The organism is Corynebacterium spheniscorum (assembly GCF_900113445.1).
In the GTDB taxonomy this organism is placed as follows: Bacteria; Actinomycetota; Actinomycetes; order Mycobacteriales; family Mycobacteriaceae; genus Corynebacterium; species Corynebacterium spheniscorum.
In genome coordinates this window covers 137,263-157,779 of record NZ_FOPJ01000001.1, presented here as the reverse complement: position 1 = coordinate 157,779, position 20,517 = coordinate 137,263, and the positions used below count along the sequence as shown (strand labels likewise).

General features: G+C 56.7%; 17 protein-coding genes. 3 read left to right on the top strand and 14 right to left on the bottom strand.

The features are described 5' to 3' along the window. Window positions 1-24 precede the first annotated feature (24 nt). Genes alr through glmS form a run of 3 tightly spaced genes read right to left on the bottom strand, consistent with a single transcriptional unit; the run spans window position 25 to window position 3,821 of the window. Window positions 25-1,173 carry an alanine racemase gene (gene alr, locus BMZ01_RS00725; RefSeq protein ID WP_092283740.1) on the bottom strand — a complete coding sequence of 383 codons (1,149 nt, stop codon included), beginning with the start codon at window positions 1,171-1,173 and terminating at the stop codon, window positions 25-27. 48 nt (window positions 1,174-1,221) lie between these two features. Next, complete coding sequence (locus BMZ01_RS00720; RefSeq protein WP_092283402.1) at window positions 1,222-1,899, bottom strand: GAP family protein; 678 nt, start codon at window positions 1,897-1,899, stop codon at window positions 1,222-1,224. 56 nt (window positions 1,900-1,955) lie between these two features. After that, window positions 1,956-3,821: a glutamine--fructose-6-phosphate transaminase (isomerizing) gene (gene glmS, locus BMZ01_RS00715; RefSeq protein WP_092283400.1), complete on the bottom strand. Its 1,866-nt coding sequence runs from the start codon at window positions 3,819-3,821 to the stop codon at window positions 1,956-1,958. A 199-nt stretch (window positions 3,822-4,020) separates the two neighbouring features. Between glmS and BMZ01_RS00710 the strand changes: the two genes are divergently transcribed. Further along, the gene (locus BMZ01_RS00710) at window positions 4,021-4,866 is read left to right on the top strand and encodes a poly(ethylene terephthalate) hydrolase family protein (protein ID WP_092283738.1); all 846 of its coding nucleotides are present in this window, start codon (window positions 4,021-4,023) and stop codon (window positions 4,864-4,866) included. Between the two features lie 4 nt (window positions 4,867-4,870). Here the strand turns inward: BMZ01_RS00710 and BMZ01_RS11065 are convergent, their stop codons facing one another. The 10 genes from BMZ01_RS11065 to eccCa form a co-directional block, all read right to left on the bottom strand. Continuing rightward, window positions 4,871-5,176, bottom strand: a complete 306-nt coding sequence (locus BMZ01_RS11065) for a hypothetical protein (RefSeq protein ID WP_150363835.1) — start codon at window positions 5,174-5,176, stop codon at window positions 4,871-4,873. Window positions 5,177-5,181: 5 nt separating this feature from the next. Then, a complete protein-coding gene (locus BMZ01_RS11060) occupies window positions 5,182-6,732 on the bottom strand; it encodes a hypothetical protein (RefSeq protein WP_177180001.1) in 1,551 nt (516 codons plus the stop codon). A gap of 26 nt (window positions 6,733-6,758) precedes the next feature. Then, complete coding sequence (locus BMZ01_RS00695; RefSeq protein ID WP_092283396.1) at window positions 6,759-7,061, bottom strand: hypothetical protein; 303 nt, start codon at window positions 7,059-7,061, stop codon at window positions 6,759-6,761. 270 nt (window positions 7,062-7,331) lie between these two features. After that, window positions 7,332-8,675, bottom strand: a complete 1,344-nt coding sequence (gene glmM, locus BMZ01_RS00690; protein ID WP_092283394.1) for a phosphoglucosamine mutase — start codon at window positions 8,673-8,675, stop codon at window positions 7,332-7,334. A 160-nt stretch (window positions 8,676-8,835) separates the two neighbouring features. Continuing rightward, entirely contained in the window at window positions 8,836-9,384 is a 549-nt protein-coding gene (gene rpsI, locus BMZ01_RS00685; protein ID WP_092283392.1) for a 30S ribosomal protein S9, read from the bottom strand. Further along, window positions 9,381-9,824 (bottom strand): 50S ribosomal protein L13, encoded by a 444-nt coding sequence (gene rplM, locus BMZ01_RS00680; RefSeq protein ID WP_092283390.1) that lies wholly within the window; start codon window positions 9,822-9,824, stop codon window positions 9,381-9,383. Before rplM ends, rpsI begins: the two co-directional genes overlap by 4 nt. 1,019 nt (window positions 9,825-10,843) lie before the next feature. Next, window positions 10,844-11,134, bottom strand: a complete 291-nt coding sequence (locus BMZ01_RS00675; RefSeq protein ID WP_092283388.1) for a WXG100 family type VII secretion target — start codon at window positions 11,132-11,134, stop codon at window positions 10,844-10,846. Window positions 11,135-11,265: 131 nt separating this feature from the next. Next, entirely contained in the window at window positions 11,266-11,583 is a 318-nt protein-coding gene (locus BMZ01_RS00670) for a WXG100 family type VII secretion target (RefSeq protein WP_092283386.1), read from the bottom strand. Window positions 11,584-11,765: 182 nt separating this feature from the next. Further along, window positions 11,766-12,779 (bottom strand): type VII secretion-associated protein, encoded by a 1,014-nt coding sequence (locus BMZ01_RS00665; protein WP_092283384.1) that lies wholly within the window; start codon window positions 12,777-12,779, stop codon window positions 11,766-11,768. Then, window positions 12,780-16,538: a type VII secretion protein EccCa gene (eccCa, locus tag BMZ01_RS00660; protein ID WP_092283382.1), complete on the bottom strand. Its 3,759-nt coding sequence runs from the start codon at window positions 16,536-16,538 to the stop codon at window positions 12,780-12,782. Window positions 16,539-16,969: 431 nt separating this feature from the next. Between eccCa and eccD the strand changes: the two genes are divergently transcribed. Next, entirely contained in the window at window positions 16,970-18,313 is a 1,344-nt protein-coding gene (gene eccD, locus BMZ01_RS00655; RefSeq protein WP_092283380.1) for a type VII secretion integral membrane protein EccD, read from the top strand. 143 nt (window positions 18,314-18,456) lie between these two features. Further along, complete coding sequence (locus BMZ01_RS00650) at window positions 18,457-19,983, top strand: S8 family serine peptidase (protein WP_092283378.1); 1,527 nt, start codon at window positions 18,457-18,459, stop codon at window positions 19,981-19,983. Window positions 19,984-20,048: 65 nt separating this feature from the next. Here BMZ01_RS00650 and BMZ01_RS00645 read toward each other — a convergent pair whose 3' ends face one another. Continuing rightward, window positions 20,049-20,477 (bottom strand): TIGR02611 family protein, encoded by a 429-nt coding sequence (locus BMZ01_RS00645; protein ID WP_092283376.1) that lies wholly within the window; start codon window positions 20,475-20,477, stop codon window positions 20,049-20,051. Window positions 20,478-20,517 lie beyond the last annotated feature (40 nt).

Sequence of the window (20,517 nt, the reverse complement as noted above, 5' to 3'; positions counted from 1 at the left end):
TGCGGGTATGGGCTGTGGCTGGGCTTAAGCATCGCCTGCTACTGATGCGCCCGGCATAGCGGTTTCATAGATGCGTTGGATACGCGGCCCCTTCGGTCGACAAATAATTTCGTGAGAAATAGACCCCATGCGGGTGGCTAAGGTAGTGGCATCCAGACCGCCTTCCCCGAAAATCACCGCCACATCCTGGGTGCTCACCTGGTGTGGGTTATCCCCTAGGTCCACCACAATCTGATCCATGCACACGCGCCCCACCTGTGGGTAGAGGTGCCCATTAATGCCTACTTCTAGGTGGTCTTGGATATTGCGCGGCAGCCCATCGGCATAACCCATGGGCACAATCGCAATGTAGCCATCTTTCGGGGCACGCCAAGTAAGTGAATAGCTACTCCCCTCCCCCGCTTTAATGGGATGCACCACCGTAATATCTGACTCCCAGGTCATGGCGGGGATCAGATCATTTTCGTGGCCCAGGATCGGCTCATGGCCATAAATCGCCAGCCCGGGGCGCACCATACCGAAGTGTAAGTCCTTCCGCGATAGCGTCGCCGCACTATTACAGATGTGGTTCAGCGGCAGCTCCAAGCCCAGGCGGCGGCCAGATTCAATGGCGGCGCGGAAGCGTTCTGCCTGCGCATCGGTTTCTGGATTATCCGGATCATCTGCACAAGCCAGATGGCTAAACAGGCCGCTAATCTCCACCCCGGGGGCTTCCCTAAGCACCACCAACGCGGGGCCAAGGTCTTCTACCGGCATCGCTGAACGGTGAATCCCGGTATCTACTTTCACCGATACCCGCACCGTGGTGCCTTCTGGTTGCGCCTTCATCAGCGCAGCTAAGAATTCTGCTTGCTCAAGGGAGGTCACCCCAATATCAATGCCGGCCGCAATCACACGCAGCACGGTTGCCTCATCGTGGGTGGACCACAGCCACGCCAAAATGGGGGCCTCAATGCCTTCGCGGCGAAGCTCCAGGGCTTCTTCGAAGGTGGCCACACCCAGGCGGGCTGCACCATTAGCCAGCGCAACGCGGGCCACGCGGGTGGCACCATGGTTAAACCCATCGGCTTTGACCACCGCCATCAGCTCAGCCCCCGGGGCGAGCAGCCCCTGAATGGTGCGAACGTTATGGGCAATAGCCCCAAGATTAATGCGCAGGCGAGCAAGAGTCATGGCCATTATCATGCCACTTCAGCAAGTTTCGTGGGGTGAGCTTAAAGCCTAAAGGTGCGCAATCCCCATCCCGATAAGCAGCACCGCCACCACATAACCTGCGATCGTGGAGACCTCCCTAGGATGTGCCCGCATCCACTTAAACCAACGCCCGACCATCGACGTGGGGTGCATGCGTACCTGGCCTACTAGCACCGCACTTAAAGCCGGCAGGCTCAACGCCACCGAGGCATAACCTAAAAGCCCCACATAGCGGGCAAAGGTACTAATCCCACTGGCGGAGAGCACCAACAAACCACCAAAGAAAGGTGCCGAGGTTGCTGATTGCACCACCCCCAACACAAAACCGGTCAACACGGTGCGCAAAGAAGGTTTCTTTAAGCCCTGCATAATGGGTCCGAAAATTTTATTTTCCTTCGGCTTCCCGGAAGGCCCCGATACCTGCCGGGCATTCCGCCAGGCCATCATTGCTGCTAACCCACCAACGGCGATGAGGATAATGCCGAAAACCGGTGAGCTCACTAATTTTTGGACGGATTCTTGGAGCCCGTCGAAAATATAGAGAGTGGCTAAGGCAAGTAGGAAAACACCAAGCCAGTCGCCAGCTACCAGCAGGGTCACTACCGCGGCATAGCGTTTCTTCAGGCTCACCCCGAGCGCCAAAATCACGCCGATAAGCAGGACATTAATGGAATCAGCCCAGGCTAGAACCAATGCATGGGTCATCGCCTGAGCATCTCCTTAAACACCAATGTCTAAAAATTTTGTGCGGGTGCGGGGGTTTACTCCACCGTCACTGACTTCGCCAGGTTACGTGGCTTATCAATATCCTCATTACCGCATTGACGGGCAATCTCAGCGGCTAAGAATTGCAGCGGCACGGTAGCCAGCAGTGGCTGCATAATCGTGGAGGTTTCCGGAATGCGGATCAACCAGGTGGCATAAGGCACCACCGCATCATCGCCTTCCTCGGCGATCACAATGGTCTTAGCGCCGCGGGCCCGGATCTCCTGAATATTGGAGACAATCTTCGAGTGCAGGAGCTTCACCCCGCGCGGGCTAGGCACAATGACCACCACTGGGAGGTCATCTTCAATCAAAGCGATGGGCCCATGCTTGAGCTCACCTGCTGGGAAACCTTCGGCGTGAATATAGGCCAGTTCCTTAAGCTTTAAGGCACCTTCGAGGGCAACCGGGAAGCCCACCCCACGGCCCAGGAACAACATGGTGCGAATAGCACCAAGTTCCTTAGCAATATCATTGACCGGGCCTTCGCAGGCCAAAAGCTCCTCAACCTTGGCGGGGATTGCTTCTAGGGTGTCATAGATTTCCGCAATCTCATCAGGGTATTTCGTGCCCTTCGCCTGGGCAAGAGCTAAGCCAACAATGTAGTTAGCGGCCACCTGCGCTAAGAAAGCTTTGGTGGAGGCCACGCCGATCTCGGGGCCGGCGTGGGTATAAAGCACCGCATCGGATTCCCGCGGGATCTGCGAACCATTGGTGTTGCACACCGCCAGGACCTTCGCGCCTTGGGATTTGGCGTGGCGAACAGCTTCTAAGGTGTCAGCGGTCTCACCACTTTGGGAGATCGCCAGCACCAAGGTGCGTTCATCCAAGACGGGGTCGCGGTAGCGGAATTCGCTGGCCACCTCGATTTGCACGGGGATGCGTACCCAATGCTCAATGGCGTATTTGGCGAGCAAACCAGAGTGATAAGCCGAACCACAGGCAACCACAAAGACCTGGTCGATGTATTTAAGTTCCTCTTCGGTGAGGTGCTGTTCATCAAGCACCACGCGGCCATCATGGAAGTGCCCTGCCAAGGTATCGCGCACTGCGGAGGGCTGCTCATGGATTTCCTTCATCATGAAGGAATCAAAGCCGCCTTTTTCTGCGGCAGCCAGATCCCAGTCAATGGTGAAGGGGGTGGCGGAGGCTTTAGAACCATCGAAGTGCATCAACTGGTACTCATCAGCATGCACAATCACCACGGAGTCTTGCTCCAATTCCACGGCATTGCGCGTGAACTCAATGAAGGCGGCAACATCGGAGCCAAGGAACATTTCGCCTTCCCCCACACCCAAGATCAGCGGGGTTGAGCGGCGCGCCGCAATGATCATATCCGGGTGATCCGCATGCATAAATAGCAAGGTGAAAGCACCCTCGAGGCGATTAAGAACGCTCAGTGCGGAAGCTTGGAAATCCTCGGCGGTTTCGCCTTCGTTGTAGGCGCGGGCGAGAAGATGCGCGGCTACCTCAGAGTCCGTGTCGCTGACAAGGGAAATGCCGGCTGCTTCGAGTTCGGCACGCAGGGGTGCAAAGTTTTCAATGATGCCGTTGTGGACGATGGCAACTTTGCCGTCATAGGACATATGCGGGTGCGCATTAGCGTCGGTGGGGCGCCCGTGAGTGGCCCAGCGGGTGTGGCCAATGGCGGTACAACCAGCAAGCGAGTTTTCGCCGACCTCGGCGATGCGCTCTTCTAGGTTTGCTAGTTTGCCGGCGCGTTTGGCCATATTAATCGCGCCTTGACCGTCGGCGACTGCGATACCGGCGGAGTCATATCCGCGGTATTCCATGCGCCGAAGCGCCTCAACTGCGATGGGGAGGCCTTGGCGCTGCCCGACGTATCCAACAATTCCACACATGGGCACAAGAGTAATGGATAGTCCTAGCAATGCAGTACATCTGGTGGTGAGCGCAGAAAATGCGCAGAACATCACATAGGCAAGCACACTCCACGGAAAATGTGCGGTGTTCCAAGCTGAGCAATCAGGGCCCTGATCGGGGCCCCCTTTGGCCGCGGGCGGGCGCGGGCGAAGCATGGCTTCCACTATCCTGGGGAACGTGTCTGAGAATCTAAAGAAGCATCTAGGGAAATTATCCAAGCGAGGCCCGCACCGCGTGCTGGTTGGTGACCTGTCTTATGCAGGTTTAGCTGGCAAGGCTTATACCCCTGCGGAAGGAGATGGCATCCCGGCAGTGGCCTTTGGTCACGACTGGATGAAGGATATCTCCAAGTACCATGGCACCCTCCGCCATCTTGCCAGCTGGGGTATTGCGGTAGCCGCCCCGAATACTGAAACTGGGTTCGTCCCAGACCATGGTGGCCTCGCTGCTGATTTAGAAACCTGCTTGCAGATCCTCGCCGGGGTGAAACTTGGCGCCGGTAAAGCAGTAGTCGCACCGGGCAAACTGGGTGTGGTTGGCCACGGCATGGGTGGCGGCGCAGCCATTCTTACCGCTGTTGATAACCCGAAGGTCAACTGCGTTGCTGCCCTTTACCCGGCAGTGACTACTCCTTCTGCGGAATTAGCGGCCCGCCATGTGGATATTCCTGGGCTGATTATTGGATCCGGAAAATCCCAGCTATTAGATGCCGGTAACCCTGCCAAGATTGCCCACAATTGGAAGGGCGATGTTGCTTATCGCGAGATCGCGAAGGGCACCCAGCAGGGCTTTAGTGAAGACACTATGTTCAAGTTGCTCTCTGGGATCGGTGGTCCGCAGTCGAAGTACATTGAGATTGCTCGCGGCCTGGTGACCGGCTTCCTGTTGCACCAGCTGAATCAGGATAAGAAGTATTCGGCTTTCTCCGCGGCAGATGCCACGGGCAAGAAGGTCGAGTCCTTCACCGGAGACAAGCTAGCTGATCGAGCTGGCTTCGCCCCCGATGAGGTCCTCCCCTTCTAGGCTTCTAGTTCTTCCGCAGCACCCCCTGCACCGCCCCGCGTCGTGGGCGCGCAGCAGGGGGTGTTGTCATTCCTGGGGTATCCAACGGCGCGCCTTGAGGTGCACTCTGCGGTACGCCTTGAGGCGCGCCTAGTGGTGAGTGCGTTGGGGTGCGCTCTGGGCTGTGCGCCTGGGTTCGGCTTTGATTCTTGGCTTGTTTTTCGCGGGCGGCATCAACTGTTTTTTGGGCTTCAGTCAGTGCCTTATCGAATTCGGTGAGCCGTTGTGCCAGTCGTTTGTGGAAGTTTTCAATGAAGGTATCGAAATCCATGGTGATCACCAGGCTCCTGCTTTAGGTGGAATGCCTTTAGTTGGTGCCCCAGCAGCTGGGTCCACCGGCGGTGGTGGTGGCGGTGGGGCGGCGTGGATAAATTTCTTGGGTGGTGGCGGTGGTTCCGGGACCTTCGCTAGCTCATCCAGATTCGGTGTTGGCGGCGGTGGTGCTGGGGGTGGTGGAGCAGGTGCGGGTTCTGGTTCCGGTAGAGGTGGCGGCTGCAGGTGATCGGAAATATCTTCAATGATCTTGCCAATACCGAAAGCCAGAATGCCGATTCCGATTACTCCCACGATACCGCCGAAGATGCTGCTACCGGCAGGAGCTGGTGGGCAGTCTTCTTCCTCATCTTCTTCACACTCAGGTTCCGGGACAGGCTCGGGCTCAGGCTCGGGCTCAGGTTCGGGCTCTTCGCAGTCCTCTTCGGGTTCCTTCGCAGGCTCAGGTTCGGGTTCTGGATCCGGTTTGGGTTCGCAGTCTTCTTGTTCCACCTCAGCAGGTTCTGGTGTTGGGGCTGGAGGTTTCTTTTCTTCCTCGCAATCCGTTTCTGGTTCCTTGTCTGGTTCTTCAGGTTTGGTTGGTTCCTCGGGTTTGTCAGGGGTTTCCTTATCTCGCTCTGGTGGACAAAGGTCCTCAAGATCCGGGAGCTCTGGTTTAGGGATACTTGGCGGGGTGACCCCACCGATCGGTGCCGATGGCGGCAACTTTGGTTCAGGTTCCGGTTTGGGCTCAGGTGTGGGTTCCGGTGTGGAATCAGCACTTGGTGGTGCTGGTGCTGGTGCTGGGCTTGGTGCGGGCGCAGGGCCTGGTGCCGGAGCAGGTGCAGCCCCGCCGGGACTTGGGGCCGGCGCATTACCGGTAGTCGGTGGAACCGTTGGTGGGCAAGGATCCGGTTCTGGCGCACAGGGATCTTCCACCACGCACTCTTTAATTTCCGGCGGTTCCTCGCAGTCGGGGTCTTCAGTGATTCTTCTGGCTTCTCCAATCATGTGGTCGAAGCATTGGTTAATGGCCTCGTCGCGGTCTTTGCACTGTTCCAACGCCAATTTTCCGGTGTCATCAATGAGCTTGGAGCCACAACTGACTAGCTCTCTAAATAGGTCGATGTGTTCCGGTAACTCCAAGGAGTTAAGGGTGTTGCATAGTGAGCGGATTGCTTGAGCCAAAAACACCATGAGCGTGCGCACGCTGTGTTGTGAGGAGTCGCAGACTTCATCAATGACCCTGGTGCCTTCGTCTACGCACTCTTGCATTTCTTGGCCGCGGTCTTTCCACCAACTCCAGCTGTTGACGCGGTCCGTGATGAAATTCCCCAAAATCCCGTTGAGCACACCATGCAGTGTCTTTTTCAGCATTAGGGCAATGCCAGAACGCATGGTGGTGGGGTCGCTCTCTCCTACCGCATTGCGGGTGTGCTGCTGCAGCTCTGCGGTGTTTAAACCATCAATAGCTCCAAGCGCTTTAGCTAAATCCGAGGAACTAATTGCAGGTCCTGCGTATCCTCCCCGGGAAGCACTCCGAAGGTCACTAATCGCGGCATTATAAGAGCTCACTAGAGACGAGTTATCGGTTTTTAGGCTCATAGCGGAACCGCCTCAATGCGAGCGCGGTGGCCCCGCTCGCCTTCCTGATAGGTGCTGATCTGAGCGGTTGCTTGGTTACCGGTTTCTTGAATGAGCGCTAATCGTCGTGCACCTTTGTCGTGAATCTGCTGCAACACTTCAGCAAAAGCTGCGCCGCGGTCAACGAAGTCACGTCCGGCGCTACTTGGTGCTAAAGCTGGGCTGCGTGATGCGTGGATGGTGCTTTGTTGGCTGGCCTCATCTGTGAGTTTGCCCAACATGGCTAAAGCTTCGCTGATATTGAGTTCTAAATCCGCCATGGTGTGTAGGCCTCCCGTAGAAAAGAACAGATTGTGTAGTTTCCGAGGTTCTCTAAGGGGTTATGCCCAGAGAATCCTCGCTGTCTCTTCTTAGACGCCCTCGGCAGCAGTGCCGGTTCCCAACCTCTGAGTTTTCGCTGCCCTATACCCCACCCCAGGTCCTTTCCTTACGGGCAAACCAAAGCACCCCCTGCACATAGCCACCAGAAGGTGATCCGGATGTCCAGGGGGTTTAAGGTGTCCGAAGGCTAGAAGGAGTTGGTGTATTCCTTAAACAGCAGCAACTACAGCTGCGAGCTTGCCGGCAACTCGGCGGGCGGTTTCTTCTTCGCCAGCTTCAACCATGACGCGGAAGAGTTCCTCGGTTCCGGAGGGGCGAAGTAGCACGCGTCCGGTCTTACCGAGTGTTTCTTCAGCTTCAGCGATGGCTGCGCGCACATCGGGATTATCCATAATGCAGGCTTTGTCAGAGACCGGCACGTTAATCAGTACCTGAGGCAGTACCTTCATTACCTTGGCCAGTTCAGCCAAGGACTTTTCAGTTTCAGCCATACGCGCCATAATCGCCAGGCCGGTAAGCGTGCCATCACCGGTGGTGCCATAGTCCGGCAACACAATATGCCCGGATTGTTCACCACCCAGGCTAAACCCGCCGGCGTTAAGCTCTTCGAGAACGTAGCGATCCCCCACGCTGGTGGTGCGTAGGTCGATCCCAGCTTCAGCCATGGCGAGTTTCAACCCAAGGTTGCTCATCACGGTGGCGACGAGGGTGTTCTTTCTTAATTCCCCGTTGTCTTTCATGGCAACCGCCAAGATCGCCATGATTTGGTCTCCATCGACGATACTGCCCTTGGCATCAACAGCCAGGCAACGGTCCGCATCACCGTCGTGGGCAAGCCCTAGATCGGCGCCATGTTCCACCACAGCTTTTTGGATCTGATCAATATGTGTGGACCCACATTTGTCATTGATGTTGTAGGCATTGGGGTTGTTGTGGATGGCGATAACTTCTGCGCCGGCCGCGGAATAAGCCAAGGGGGTGACCTCCGAGGCTGCACCGTTCGCGGCGTCGACAACCACCTTGATGCCATTAAGTCGGGTGGGGATGGATTCGCGCAAATGGTTAAGGTAGCGGTCCTGTGCGTCCGGGGCTTCTTCAATGACTCGGCCAATGCCATGGCCGGTGGGGCCTTCTTCTTTGAGGCGTCCCATGACCGCTTCGATTTCATCTTCTACGACGTCTGGGAGCTTATGGCCGCCAGCGGAGAAGAACTTGATGCCATTATCTGGCATGGGGTTATGCGAGGCGGAGATCATCACACCCATGTCGGCGCCATAGTCATCGGTGAGGTAGGCGACCGCCGGGGTGGGGATCACGCCTACACGCAGCACATCAACTCCGCGGCTGGCCATGCCGGCGGAGAGGGCTGCGGCTAGCATTTCGCCAGACACTCGGGGATCACGGCCCACAATGGCTATGGGGCGTCGTTTAGAGGTGCGGTTTTCTGCGGTGAGTACCTGGGCTGCTGCTGCGCCGAGACGCAACGCCAATCCAGCGGTGAGATTCTCATTCGCGAGGCCTCGAACCCCGTCAGTTCCGAAAAGTCTGGTCATGGGCAACCATTATGCCTGGCCCGGGCAGGAGTCAACGCATTTGGTTCCAAAAAGCCAGCTGAAAATAGCAAAACACCGTCCCCTGGCACGCCCAACCACGTGGTTGGAAAAGTGCGCGCCAGGTAGGGCGGTGTTTGGCAATAAAGCGAAGCGGTAAGGCTTAGCGCTTGGAGTACTGCGGAGCACGACGGGCCTTGTGCAGACCAGCCTTCTTGCGTTCCACGGCACGAGCGTCACGGGTCAGGAAGCCGGCCTTCTTCAGGGCAGCACGATCCGCGGGGTTGTAGAGATTCAGTGCACGCGCGATGGCGAGACGGAAGGCACCGGCCTGACCGGTGGGGCCGCCACCGTGCAGGTTGGCCTGGAAGTCGAACTGGCCTTCACGGTCCAGCAGAGCCAGCGGAGCCTTCACCAGCTGCTGGTGCAGCTTGTTGGGGAAGTACTCTTCGAGGCTACGGCCGTTGCACTTGAATTCGCCGGTGCCGGGCACCATGCGGATGCGAACGATGGCGCGCTTACGGCGACCAACGGTCTGGATGGGGCCTTCGACGCCTTCGGTAACCGGAGCAGCTTCAGCTTCGGTGCTTTCGGAAGCAGCCGGGGCTACGGCGTCACCAATGGTGTTGGTGAATTCTTCGGTGGCTGCGGTAGCGGCCGCGATGTCAGCGGAGTCCGCAACGTTGCTTTCGATGTTGTTCTGTTCGGTCACTGTGCCACCTGCTTGATCTCGTAGGTCTCGGGCTTCTGGCCGGCGAAGGGATGCTCGGAGCCGGCGAAGACGTGGAGCTTCTTCACAGAAGCGTTGGAGAGCTTGTTGTGCGGCATCATGCCACGGATGGACTCTTCGATGACGCGCTCGGGGCGGGTCTCGAGAGCGCGACCGAGGGTCATGGACTTCAAACCACCCGGGTAACCGGAGTGGCGGTAGCGCATTTCACGATCGCGCTTGTTGGAGGAAACGGCAACCTTGTCGGCGTTAATGATGATCACGTGGTCACCACAGTCGACGTTCGGTGCATAAAGGGGCTTGCCCTTGCCGCGGAGAAGATCAGCAGCGTGGGTGGCGAGGCGACCGAGCACCACGTCAGTGGCGTCGATGACGTACCACTTGCGCGTGATGTCACCGCTCTTCGGGTGGTAAGTAGACAAAGTGACTCCTCATAAGTCTGTCTAGTGACTGCCAGCCTAAGAAATTGGCGGTGGAAAAACGTCCCGGCGGCCGGTGGAGACCCGGTCGTTTCTGCTGTCCCCGCACCTATTCAGGCAGGAGACTCCACACACGGCGATCTACATTACGCGTTAGCGGGGCCAAGATACAACACCAGTATTCTGCGGCGGGCATAACCTCAGCGCCTAGTTGATCATTTTCTTCACCGCATAGCTACATGTGGACATTCGCTTTGATCTTCCGCCCTCGGGATGTGGCGTGCGTAGTGTGCTGGGCTACGCACACCTAGGGTGCCTGCGGATGATGTCAGCGAGTAGCTGATGGTTCGCGGTTCATGATCTTTATGTCTGCTTGAGGTTACGCCCGCGGCACAACACTGTTGTTGGCACAATGCTGCCACTCGATCCGCGCCCCACGCTCGGTACTTAACGCGTAGGTGCGCTACCTGGACGCCGAAAGACTGCCGATGGGATACGCGGGGGATGCTCTCGAAGGGATAGTGGGATGTAGTGTGGCCAAGCCTGAAAACCTCAGCATTGTTATGCGAAGTTCCAAGGAAAGTAAGTACTTCTTAGTACTCACTGTGGCGCATTCCCCCGCGCGTATCTCATCACTGGCTGAGTGAACTTAATCCTCAGCCCTTAGTAATCCAGCGGCATCATTCCTTTCCTTTTCTCACCTTGCGCACACCGCACACCGCGGTGGGGAGGGGGCCGCTTCGATAACTGCTCAAGCAATCGAGACCTACCGCGAGAGCTGTCAGCCGGAAAGCACCTACCTCAGCTCCTCTGATGTCCGCGAGGTGCGTGTTCTGTTTAAGTTATGCGTTTGCCCAGTCGTTAATGTGCGTAGATCAGGGTTCTTAAACAGTCCACGGCACCTTCAAACAAACACCAGATGATCTGAGGTACTAACAATCCTGTGCTCGCCAGCTGGCCCTCTCCCCTCACCCACGTAGAGCGCGGGGAACGTCATTCCACGTCCTTGCGCTAGTGGTGGTTTATCCCCAGCTGGCAGCAGCCTGACGGTTGATATCGCTCATGCGATCATTACCGGCACTGACGGTGCGGGAAATGGTCTGCAGCACCATATTGAGTTCGGCAGCAGACTGATCCCACTGTTGTTGGGCGACTTGGTATGCAGCGGCGGATTCGCCTTCCCAAGCCTCCACCATTGGGCGGATCTGGGCTTTAATGTCATCCAGCAGCTGGTTGATCCGAGCGGCCGTGGAATTAATATCGGCCGCCGCGGTCTGGATGGCGCCGAAGTCATACTTGATTTGGCTATTCATGGCCTTGGTGTTTCTCCTTATCCTTCTCCCCCGCACTCGCCGAGGGAAGATCGGGGTATTTTTCGATCTACCTGCGAACTGCCGCAGGTCTCGCCAGTGCGCTACACAAGCGCAACAGCACTACGCCGGTACTACAGCGCCAACCCATCTCCGCCAACCTGGGCGAATGCTTGGGCGTTATCGGCTTCCACGTTTTCGAAGTGATGCGCATTCGAGCGCAAGTTATCGGAAATGGCCTGCAGTGCTTCTCGCAATTGCTGAGCAGAGGTATTCCAGCGCTGCATCAGCCCATCGAAACTCACCTGCGCAGAACCCACCCACGAGGCACGGACACCATCAACGACACCATGAAGTCGCTGCAGCTCCCCCTGCACCTCATTATTGGTGTCATCGACGCGGCCAGCAGTGGCCACCATAACTTCGGCTTCGGTCCTAAATAGTGCGGACAAAGTCGCCCCCCTTTTTGTTCTGAGTATCCCCCGAAGAAACCACAGCCACCGCATCACAGGGATGCTCCTTGCTGCCGATTTCCCCGAAGTATGAATAAATGTCCTGAAAACCCCTCAACTGAGGCCTTCATAGTTATTGGACGTCACCACCACCCCAACTGGTTCCCCGCAGCTCACACCCCCTAATTCTTCAACTCCAAACTCTCCACAGCCATCCGACACACAGCCTGCTGAACCACCGTCGGCGCCTGCCGCGTATGACACCCCACCGACATCTGATGCTCCCCACTTACCCACACAGTCCACGCCACCTGCGAACCATCACCAGGATCCTCCCGATAACGCAACGCCGGCACCTCCTCAGTCCCCACTACCCGCGCACTCTCCTTCACCCCATCTAGCTGCGGGTCCGCGGCAATAATCTCCCTAATCTCCGCCAAAATCATCTCCGCCGTGGCCCCAAATAAGGGCTCGGCTTTCACATGCACCCGCAGGTTTTCATCCAACCCCTGTGCAAACACCCTGCCCTCCTCGCTCACTAACTCATATCCCCGCGGCAGATTCACCCGCAACTGTTCATGCTCCAACACCACTTTCATCTCCGCGGTGGTTGTTGGCGGCGCACTCGGGGCACTACTACTCGCACTCGTACTCACCGCGCTGCTACTTACCGCAGGCAACACAGGCTCCGACTTCTCCTCAGGCTTCAAAGTCCACCAACTCACCCCCACCACACTGATGAGAACAAACAGCACAATCCCATGGAAGGGATGCAACCCGAGATCGCGCACACTACGGCCCTCAGTAGGGCGCGGGATTTTCAGTTCCTCGCTTTGCCGCACGCGGTGCCGCCCAGCGGGAATAGTGTTTTCCTCAGGTGGTTCTTCGTATTCCTCTTCCACCTCACCCGCAGGATAAGCAGGCACCCCCTTATTAATCAGCGTGCGACTAATCAACTCGGTGATCTGCTCATCAGCATCAATAACCACCTCCACCTCCGGCCACTGCGGGCCAGCAAGATGACGCACCTGGTCAATCAAGGAACCTAAAGCCCACCCCTCCATCACGCCACTAGCTGGAAGGTCATAGCGGTACACCGTATCGGTGCCTTCCACAATGCTGGCGTTATCATCCACTCGCACCACAATCGTTGGGCAGATAGCCGGAGTAGTTGTGGTTTTCGATGGAACCCCCATTTATTCTTCCCCCTCTGGCACACATATCTGGCACAAGCCCACCGCAGTGCCACCAACATAAAGCTGTCCTCGACCAGGTGGTTGTGGGCTCGGCCGAAGTCCCATAATGGGACCTTCTTCCTTATCGCAATCAAGCAATAAAAGTGCTGCTTGTTGATCTCTGAGCGCGCTATAGAAAGCGTGGAAGAAGGCCCTGCCAATACCACCGGATTTGCGGGCAATAAACACATGCAACCCAATATCGGTGGCATGCGGTAAGAGCTCAACCAGCGGCAATAATGTGCCATCTGGAAGCACATCAGCATCATCAATAAGCAGGTAAATCTCCGGCCCACTCCACCACGAGCGTGCCTTCAGCTCCGCTGGGGTGACATCCGCATGCGGCAACCTAGTTCGCAAGGTGGTGACGGTATCCCTAATCGCATCACTAATGGCGGTGGTAGTAGCCGCATAAGAAGCCATCACTTCATCCGGGGTGTCCCCCAGGTGGCTGCGGCGCGGATCGATCAGCACAATGCGCGCATCTGCACGACCAATCTGCCGGATCCCCTCGATCATGGTGGCTAACCAAGTGCTACGTCCAGAGCCTTTGGAACCAACACAGATCATGTGGTTCAGGGTTTGTGGGGTCCAGCTCAATGCTTCAAGACGTGGTCCACCAATGGCATAGACATTGCCGGAAATATTCTCCGCACTGGCCTCCGCCAACGTGATGTGCTGCGGCAGCATCTTTAATGACGGTACTGGTACTTGACCTTGGCTCTGGGCCGCGGTGGAGATATGCGCAATATCCTGGTTGGAAGATAACGCAATCAGCACATCTTCGGAATCACTCGTGATGCCCCTACCCGGCGCATCCACCGGGATGCGTTGTTGTGCTTTGCGGTCAATGAGGGAATCCAACGGTTCATTAAGCCGCAGTTCCAATCTTTGATCAATCAGATCCCGGATAGCTGGGCGAAGGATAGTCCAACGGGTGGTGGCAATTAGCAGATGCACACGCACCCCAGGCCCGTCCGCGGCGATCTGAGATATAGCGCCCAGGAGTTCTTCGTATTCGGAGATGATGGTGTGCCAACCATCAATAATTAAGAAGGTATGTCCGTTATAGCCGGTGGGGTTAGTGCCCTGTTCTTTAGCTTCTAGGCCGTCATGGATGATGCCCGCAACCTCATCGATAATGCGGCGGATTCTTTCGGGATCACTACGGTTAGCCACCCCAGCCACATGTGGGAGTCGACTGGTGGTGGCCAGTTCACCGCCACCTAGATCAAGGACATAGAAACGGATCTGGTTGGTGGGATGGGTTGCCGATAAGGAACAAATAATGGTGCGCAAAGCAAAAGATTTTCCGCTTCGCGGCCCACCACTAAGTGCAAGGTGACCACTGCCTTGGCTGAAGTCAATCACCAATGGGTCTTGGCGCTGTTGGTAGGGGCGATCAATGATCCCAATAGCGGCCCGCAAAGCCCCCAGATCATCTGCGACCCCAGCAAGTTCCACACTGGCAGGCAATGGTGGAAGCCATACTCGGTGCGCTTGTTTTCCTTGGAGTTCCCCGGCGTTGCATGCCGCATCCACCACAGAGTCCAGCAAGGTGGTTGAGTCATCGATTTCGATGGTCTCTTCTACTTCGGTGGTGTCATCTTCCAAGTCTGTCCAACTGGTGTAGAAGATGATGGATTGTTCTTTGGTGTGTTCGTTGTCCTCAAAAACACCGCGGCGGCGTTCTAATGGTCCGGAAACATAGGCGGCCCGGAAAGCGGTGAGTTCGCCGGCTTCGGTGGTATCTGCTCTTAAAAACCCAACCCCTGGTTGTGCTGGAAGATGATAGGCATCCGGTACGCCAAGAACTTGGCGGGATTCCGCTGCGGAGAAGGTTTTCAGACCGATGCGATAAGACAAGTGGGAATCTAAACCCCGGAGGCGACCTTCTTCTAGTCTTTGGCTAGCCAACAGAAGGTGAACATGAAGGGATCGCCCGAGTCTGCCTACGGCAACAAAAAGATCGGCGAAATCTGGGTGCTGGCCTAAAAGTTCTGAGAACTCATCAACAATAATGATCAGCGCCGGAAGTGGTTCCAATTCTGGGCGGTGTGCCCTAGCTGCTGTGTACTCGCCTACGTTGGCGAAGTTTCCGCTGGTTCTTAGTAGTTCTTGGCGACGGTTCATTTCTCCACTAATCGCATCATGCATGCGTTCTACCAGCACAGATTCCTCGGAGAGGTTCGTGATCACAGCGGAGGTATGCGGGAGGCGTTCTAACCCTAGGAAGGTGGCGCCGCCTTTGAAGTCCACCAACACTAAGTTCACATCATCCGGGCTATGGGTGGCTACTAGCGAGACCACAAGGGTTCGGAGGAATTCGGATTTACCGGCTCCGGTAGCACCGATACATAAGCCATGCGGGCCCATCCCACCATGGGCAGCTTCTTTGAGGTCAAGCTGCAGGATATGTCCGGCATCGCTTAAACCCACCGGGACTTTGAGTCGATCCTGCAAGCTCAATGGTGGCCACATGGTTTCAGCTATAAGTTGTTCAGGATCTCGTAGCCCCAGCATCGCCAATAGGTCACCGGTGTGGGTGGCCGTGCCGGTGGTATCAAGGCTTCGCTGTTGGGGGCGCACACAACCGTGCATCCGGCGAGCCATAAGAGTTGCTTGGGCGATGCTCAACCGGTCAGCGATGCCGAGTTCTTCCATGCCATTAGCGGTATGCACGCTTAAAGTGCGGTCACAATAAAGAGCAAGCCCTTCTTCTTCGGCACGTTGAGCAAGGACACTGCCCTCCCGGGAGCCCACGCTAATAACGCAGGTTGTGTTGGGTTCTGCAAGGATCTGGGCTATCAGCTGATCGCGTTCCGGGGTGCTATATGTGCGGTCATCAACCAACACAATGTGGTGGGCTGCTTCCCTGGGATTTTTAGTGTGCGGCAACCATTTCAACCATTCCCAATCCCCTGCGTGATCAGCTGATCGACGGCTTGTCCCCTGTGCCGGAGTATCGACTAAAGCACTGATCCCCACGGTGTCAGGGCCATGGTGGAAAACAATATTGGTGATCAGTGCGCGGACGGCGTCCGCAGCATCCGGGCCTTGGAAACTGATATACGAAAATGCTGGTAACGCAACAACGACCGGCATATTCGGTACCTGCGCAATGGCGCGAACAGTGTGGCGCACACTAACTGCGCACACTGGGTCGAGATCCTCAGTGGCACCACTTTCGGCGACCACCACTGGGGTGCATAAAGGTGTGGTTCCTAAACCGATGCGAATATCGAGAACATCTTTATCCCCCGTTGCTCTTTCCCAGAGGCGTCGCGAAGCCACTAATTGCCATAGGTTCTCTGGGTTTGGGTGGCAGTGCACATAGTGTGCGCGTTGAGCTTGGGCATTAGCCAAAGCTTTTTCTCGCAACGCCTGCAGGTGGCGTAGATAAGTGCGTCGGGTTTCATCCACATCCTCGCCTTGAGGTGGCGCAAACATCATTAAAAAACCCATGACCATCATCAGCGGGAATATCAACATCATCGGGTTCAGCGCACCTCGGCTAAGCACCATTAAGGCAATGACCGCGCCCATTGCAGCCACCATGATCACCGGCATGAGGATGCGCATTAAAGGTGTTGGTGATGGCCGGCTAGCTGGCGGTACGGCCTCGATGGTCAGTTCGCCATTCGGTAGTGGCGGAATGGGGTCACGATCCCCTTCGGCTAGTACATGAACCGGGCGTTCCGGCACGATCACAGCAACCATGAGCTGAGTTCTTCCCCCTTAAAAATATGTTCAGATCCCCTCGACGTTTGTGCGCAGTTCACCGCACCTATCCCCACAATCCGCGTCGCATGGACACTCTTCTTTGAGGTTCAAGCGCTATGCACCCCTGCATAGTGCGGTGAGGTGTGGCCCCAAAGTTTAGGACATAGAGCGGGACACGGGGGAGGTTGTGTGGGAAAACCCACTGCATAACCACTGTCAGCGGGTACCCCCGGAACGCGGTTTTCTTCCATCAGGCTGCCTATCGGAAACAAATTTTCGTTCAGGGAACCCCTGGGCGTCCTGCTTCCGTCTAAGAAGAAGCACGCACCTGTTCGTTTTCTTTAAGCAACAGCGTGCGTGTCGGGAAACAGCACTATCACGGGTTGTTTTCTGCACCCCTTGAGGAAGGAGAAAGGAGGCCTGCATACATGGGCGTAGCTGTCGATCACATTATGCGCCTAGTCTTGCGCGTTCATGTCGGCGCTTATCGTCGTGAAGCTGATGTAGCGGTCCCCGCCGGCTCTAGTGTTGGGGAAATCCTAGAAGAGCTCACCACGTTGATGGAAGCTCCACGCATTAGCCGCGCTTGGCAGGCAATGAGCGCTACTGGCACTCCCATTGACCTGGCGACTCCCCTGGCAACCACCGGGCTAGCCCAAGGTGATGTGCTGGTGCTTACCCCGCATAGTGAGCATCCCCGAGTTGTGGTGCGCGATGCCGCAGAGGCTTTAAGCGATCGTGACCCGGACGCGCCGGGGCATGGGCCAAGGATCAATGGTGGTGTTGCTTTCGGCAGCCTCGTTGGGGTGGCAGGCTTTTTATTGCTTGCCTGCGCCCCGCCTCTCAAGCTGTCTCCACCACTCGGCCTGGGGATCGCCGCACTTTTGGTGCTGGTGATTATTAGCTGGCGGCGGGACCTTCGTTCGCTGGGTAGTTGCTTCATGTTGTTGTGTGCGGCTAGCGCCGCAACCTATGTGCTGGGTGAATCCACCAAAGATGTGCTCAGCTGGGCGTGGGCTATCAGCAGCGCAGCGGGATTCGCCTTAGCGGCGATTATTCCGCTTATCGCACTGGGAGTTGCCGGACCTCGTCAAACCACTGCCCTGGCTATGGCCAGCATGCATGTTTTACTGGCTGCAATCACTGTTGCGCTTAGCGGTCGGCTTCTCGCTGGGGCGGGATTAAGTGTTGCCCTGGGGCTGGTAATGGTCAGCATGATCCCGCGACTTGCTGCGCTACTAGCTGGACTGAAGGTCCCCACTTTGCCCAGTGCCGGGCAAGACCTGGCGGTCTCAGATGTTCCGGATCCGCAGGTGACCACCAAAGCGCGGCGTGCCTTGGATCTTCAAGCTGGCCTGCATCTCGGTAATGCTGCAGCAACCGCAATTGGGCTGATAATTATTGCCGGCATTAGCGGTGGTCCTTTTACTCAAGCGTTAGGGTTATGCGCTTGTATTGCGGTACTTTTCCATGCGCTTCGCCACCGTGGTGCGATCGCCACCTGGTCACTGGGCATTCTTGGTGCTGTGGCGCTGGGATGTAGCTTGTGGGCAGCAATCTACCCCGAAATGGGCCATATTCTGCAGTTCGTGATCGGTGCACTGTGTGTGATGGGGTGCTTAACCCTTGTCTTATGGGCACCGCTTTTAAAGAATATCCAGCCAACCACCATCGTGTGGTTGGAAAGAAGTGAAACTTTGGCTTTGGCCGCCTGCTTACCTCTTGCAGCGCACTTGGCCGGGCTCTTTAGCAGCATCAGGGGGCTAGGGTGAACAACATCCTAAAAGCGGGATCGCAGCGGGAATACCGCTTCGCTAAGAAAAAGAAGAAAAGACTGTCGGCTGCGATTCTAGGAATTACATTTGCATGTTCCAGCATTGCCGCACCCTCAGTCGCCGCCCAGGAATCCGAACCAATGCCGGAAGCTCCGGGACCAGAACATCGCCCAGTACCTGGGCCACAACCACCAGAATGCCAAACAGGTGCGGAAGCGGATGAGAAAGCACTCGCCGCATTCCGAGACTCCGTCTTGGCTGATTCCATGAGAAAGGCACATAAATTCGCCACCGGGAAAGGCGTGAAGGTAGCGGTCATTGATACCGGGGTGAGCCCACATCCACGTCTTCAGCACGTAGTTGGTGTCGCTGATCTGTTGGATCAACGCGATGCCCTGCATGACTGCGATGGTCATGGCACTGCAGTTGCCGGCATCATTGCCGCTACCCCAGGTGAGGATGGTTTTACAGGGGTGGCACCCGATGCCACGATCATGGCGATCCGGCAAACCACATCTTTAGCCGAAAGAGATTTTTCGGGCATGCCAATAGATAAAACCGGGGATCTAGGCACAATGGCTGACGCCATCAAAGTGGCGGTCGATCATGGGGCGGACATTATCAATATGTCGCTTACTGCCTGCGACCGTAATCCCTTTGACCGTCGGGGCCACTACGCGATTATGAAAGAAGCAGTGGACTACGCCGAGCAACACAATGTTGTGGTCGTCGTGGGAGCTGGCAATGAGAGCTCACTATGCGAGCAAGGCGATCATGTGTACCCCGCCCACGTTGAAGGAGTGGTGTCAGTATCCGCTATCCGCGATGATTGGCATACCTTCAATGATGTCGAAGGGGGCACGGTACTTCCGCTTACGGAATGGACCTTGCGTGGCCCCAACCGTCTCGTGTCTGCACCGGGTACCGCACCGGTGGCTCTCCCACCAGGAAGCAGCGGTCTTGCCCGGGGCATCATGCCACCAGAAAACAAGAAGAAGCGCTACCAGATTGATCCGGACCCCTATATGGGGACCAGCTATGCAGCTCCGGTGATTGCCGGCTCGTTTGCGTTGCTGAAGGAATTATATCCGCAGGATACCGCGGCTCAGCTGCGCCAACGCCTCTACAACGTCTCGGATCCGCTGACCGGTTATACCGATCCTTTGTCTGTAGTCACTCATGTGAATGTGCGTAGCGGAGAAAATGTGGAGGCCTGGGTGGCTAACCACGGTGCCCCTGATCCCTCAAGCAATCAATCGGGTTCTGGTGGCAAGGGTGAGCAGGTGCAGCTTGCAGCGGAAGAAGAACACAATGCCCCTAAACGTGCGGTGTTGGTGGCGATAGTGATTCTTAGTGTTGGTGTTGCCTTGTGGTGGGGCCTGGGGATGCGGCGTAATGCGCGGAAGAAATCGGCCACAACACTAGCGGCAACACCTGCGGCAGCACCCGCTGCATCTGTGGCCCATGCGGCCGCCCAGCCGCCACCAGCCGCCCAGCCGCCACCGGGCACTCCGGATCCGCGGTCCTATCTGCCCGGCGCGCCTCAGCAACCGTCGCAGCGAACGCCTAAGACCACCTCGCAACACAGACCACCGAACACGCCACCAGCGAATGCACCACGGCCTGCGCAACCACCTACGCCTCCTCCTTACCCAGGGATGCGTTAACTAAAAGCGCTGACACGCATAACCCCCGCATACATGCTGTTGAAGCTGTGTGCGGGGGATGCTTTTTAGTGGCTAAGGCCAATCCACTTAGCGAGGGGATCTAACCAGGGTGCCCAGCCGATCCGCCAGGTGATATAGCCGGCGACGATGAAGGTCACCCAGATAATGATGATGAGCAGCGCAATGAGTATCACTCGGGTCTTGACGCTTTGGCGGCGGTACCAGTCAAAGAAACGGTCGTATTGGTGCACACCCCAGGCAAGGAAATTGCGGGCCCATTGTTGTTCCAAGGACAAGATGCCAATGCCAAGGAAGGTGGTGAGCCAGCCTTGTCCGGGAAGGGGAATGGTGATTAGGCCGACGATGAATACCGTCCAGCCCAGAATCAACGTCAGCGGGCGCACCAAGTACCCATAGCGTGTTTCTTTAGAGCGTTGGTGGAATCTGCCAAGGGATTCGACCCGCTGATTAACCATTTCTCTCATCGTGCCCATACCTGATTAACGCTACTATTCCGGGCTGAAGTTCCTCTGC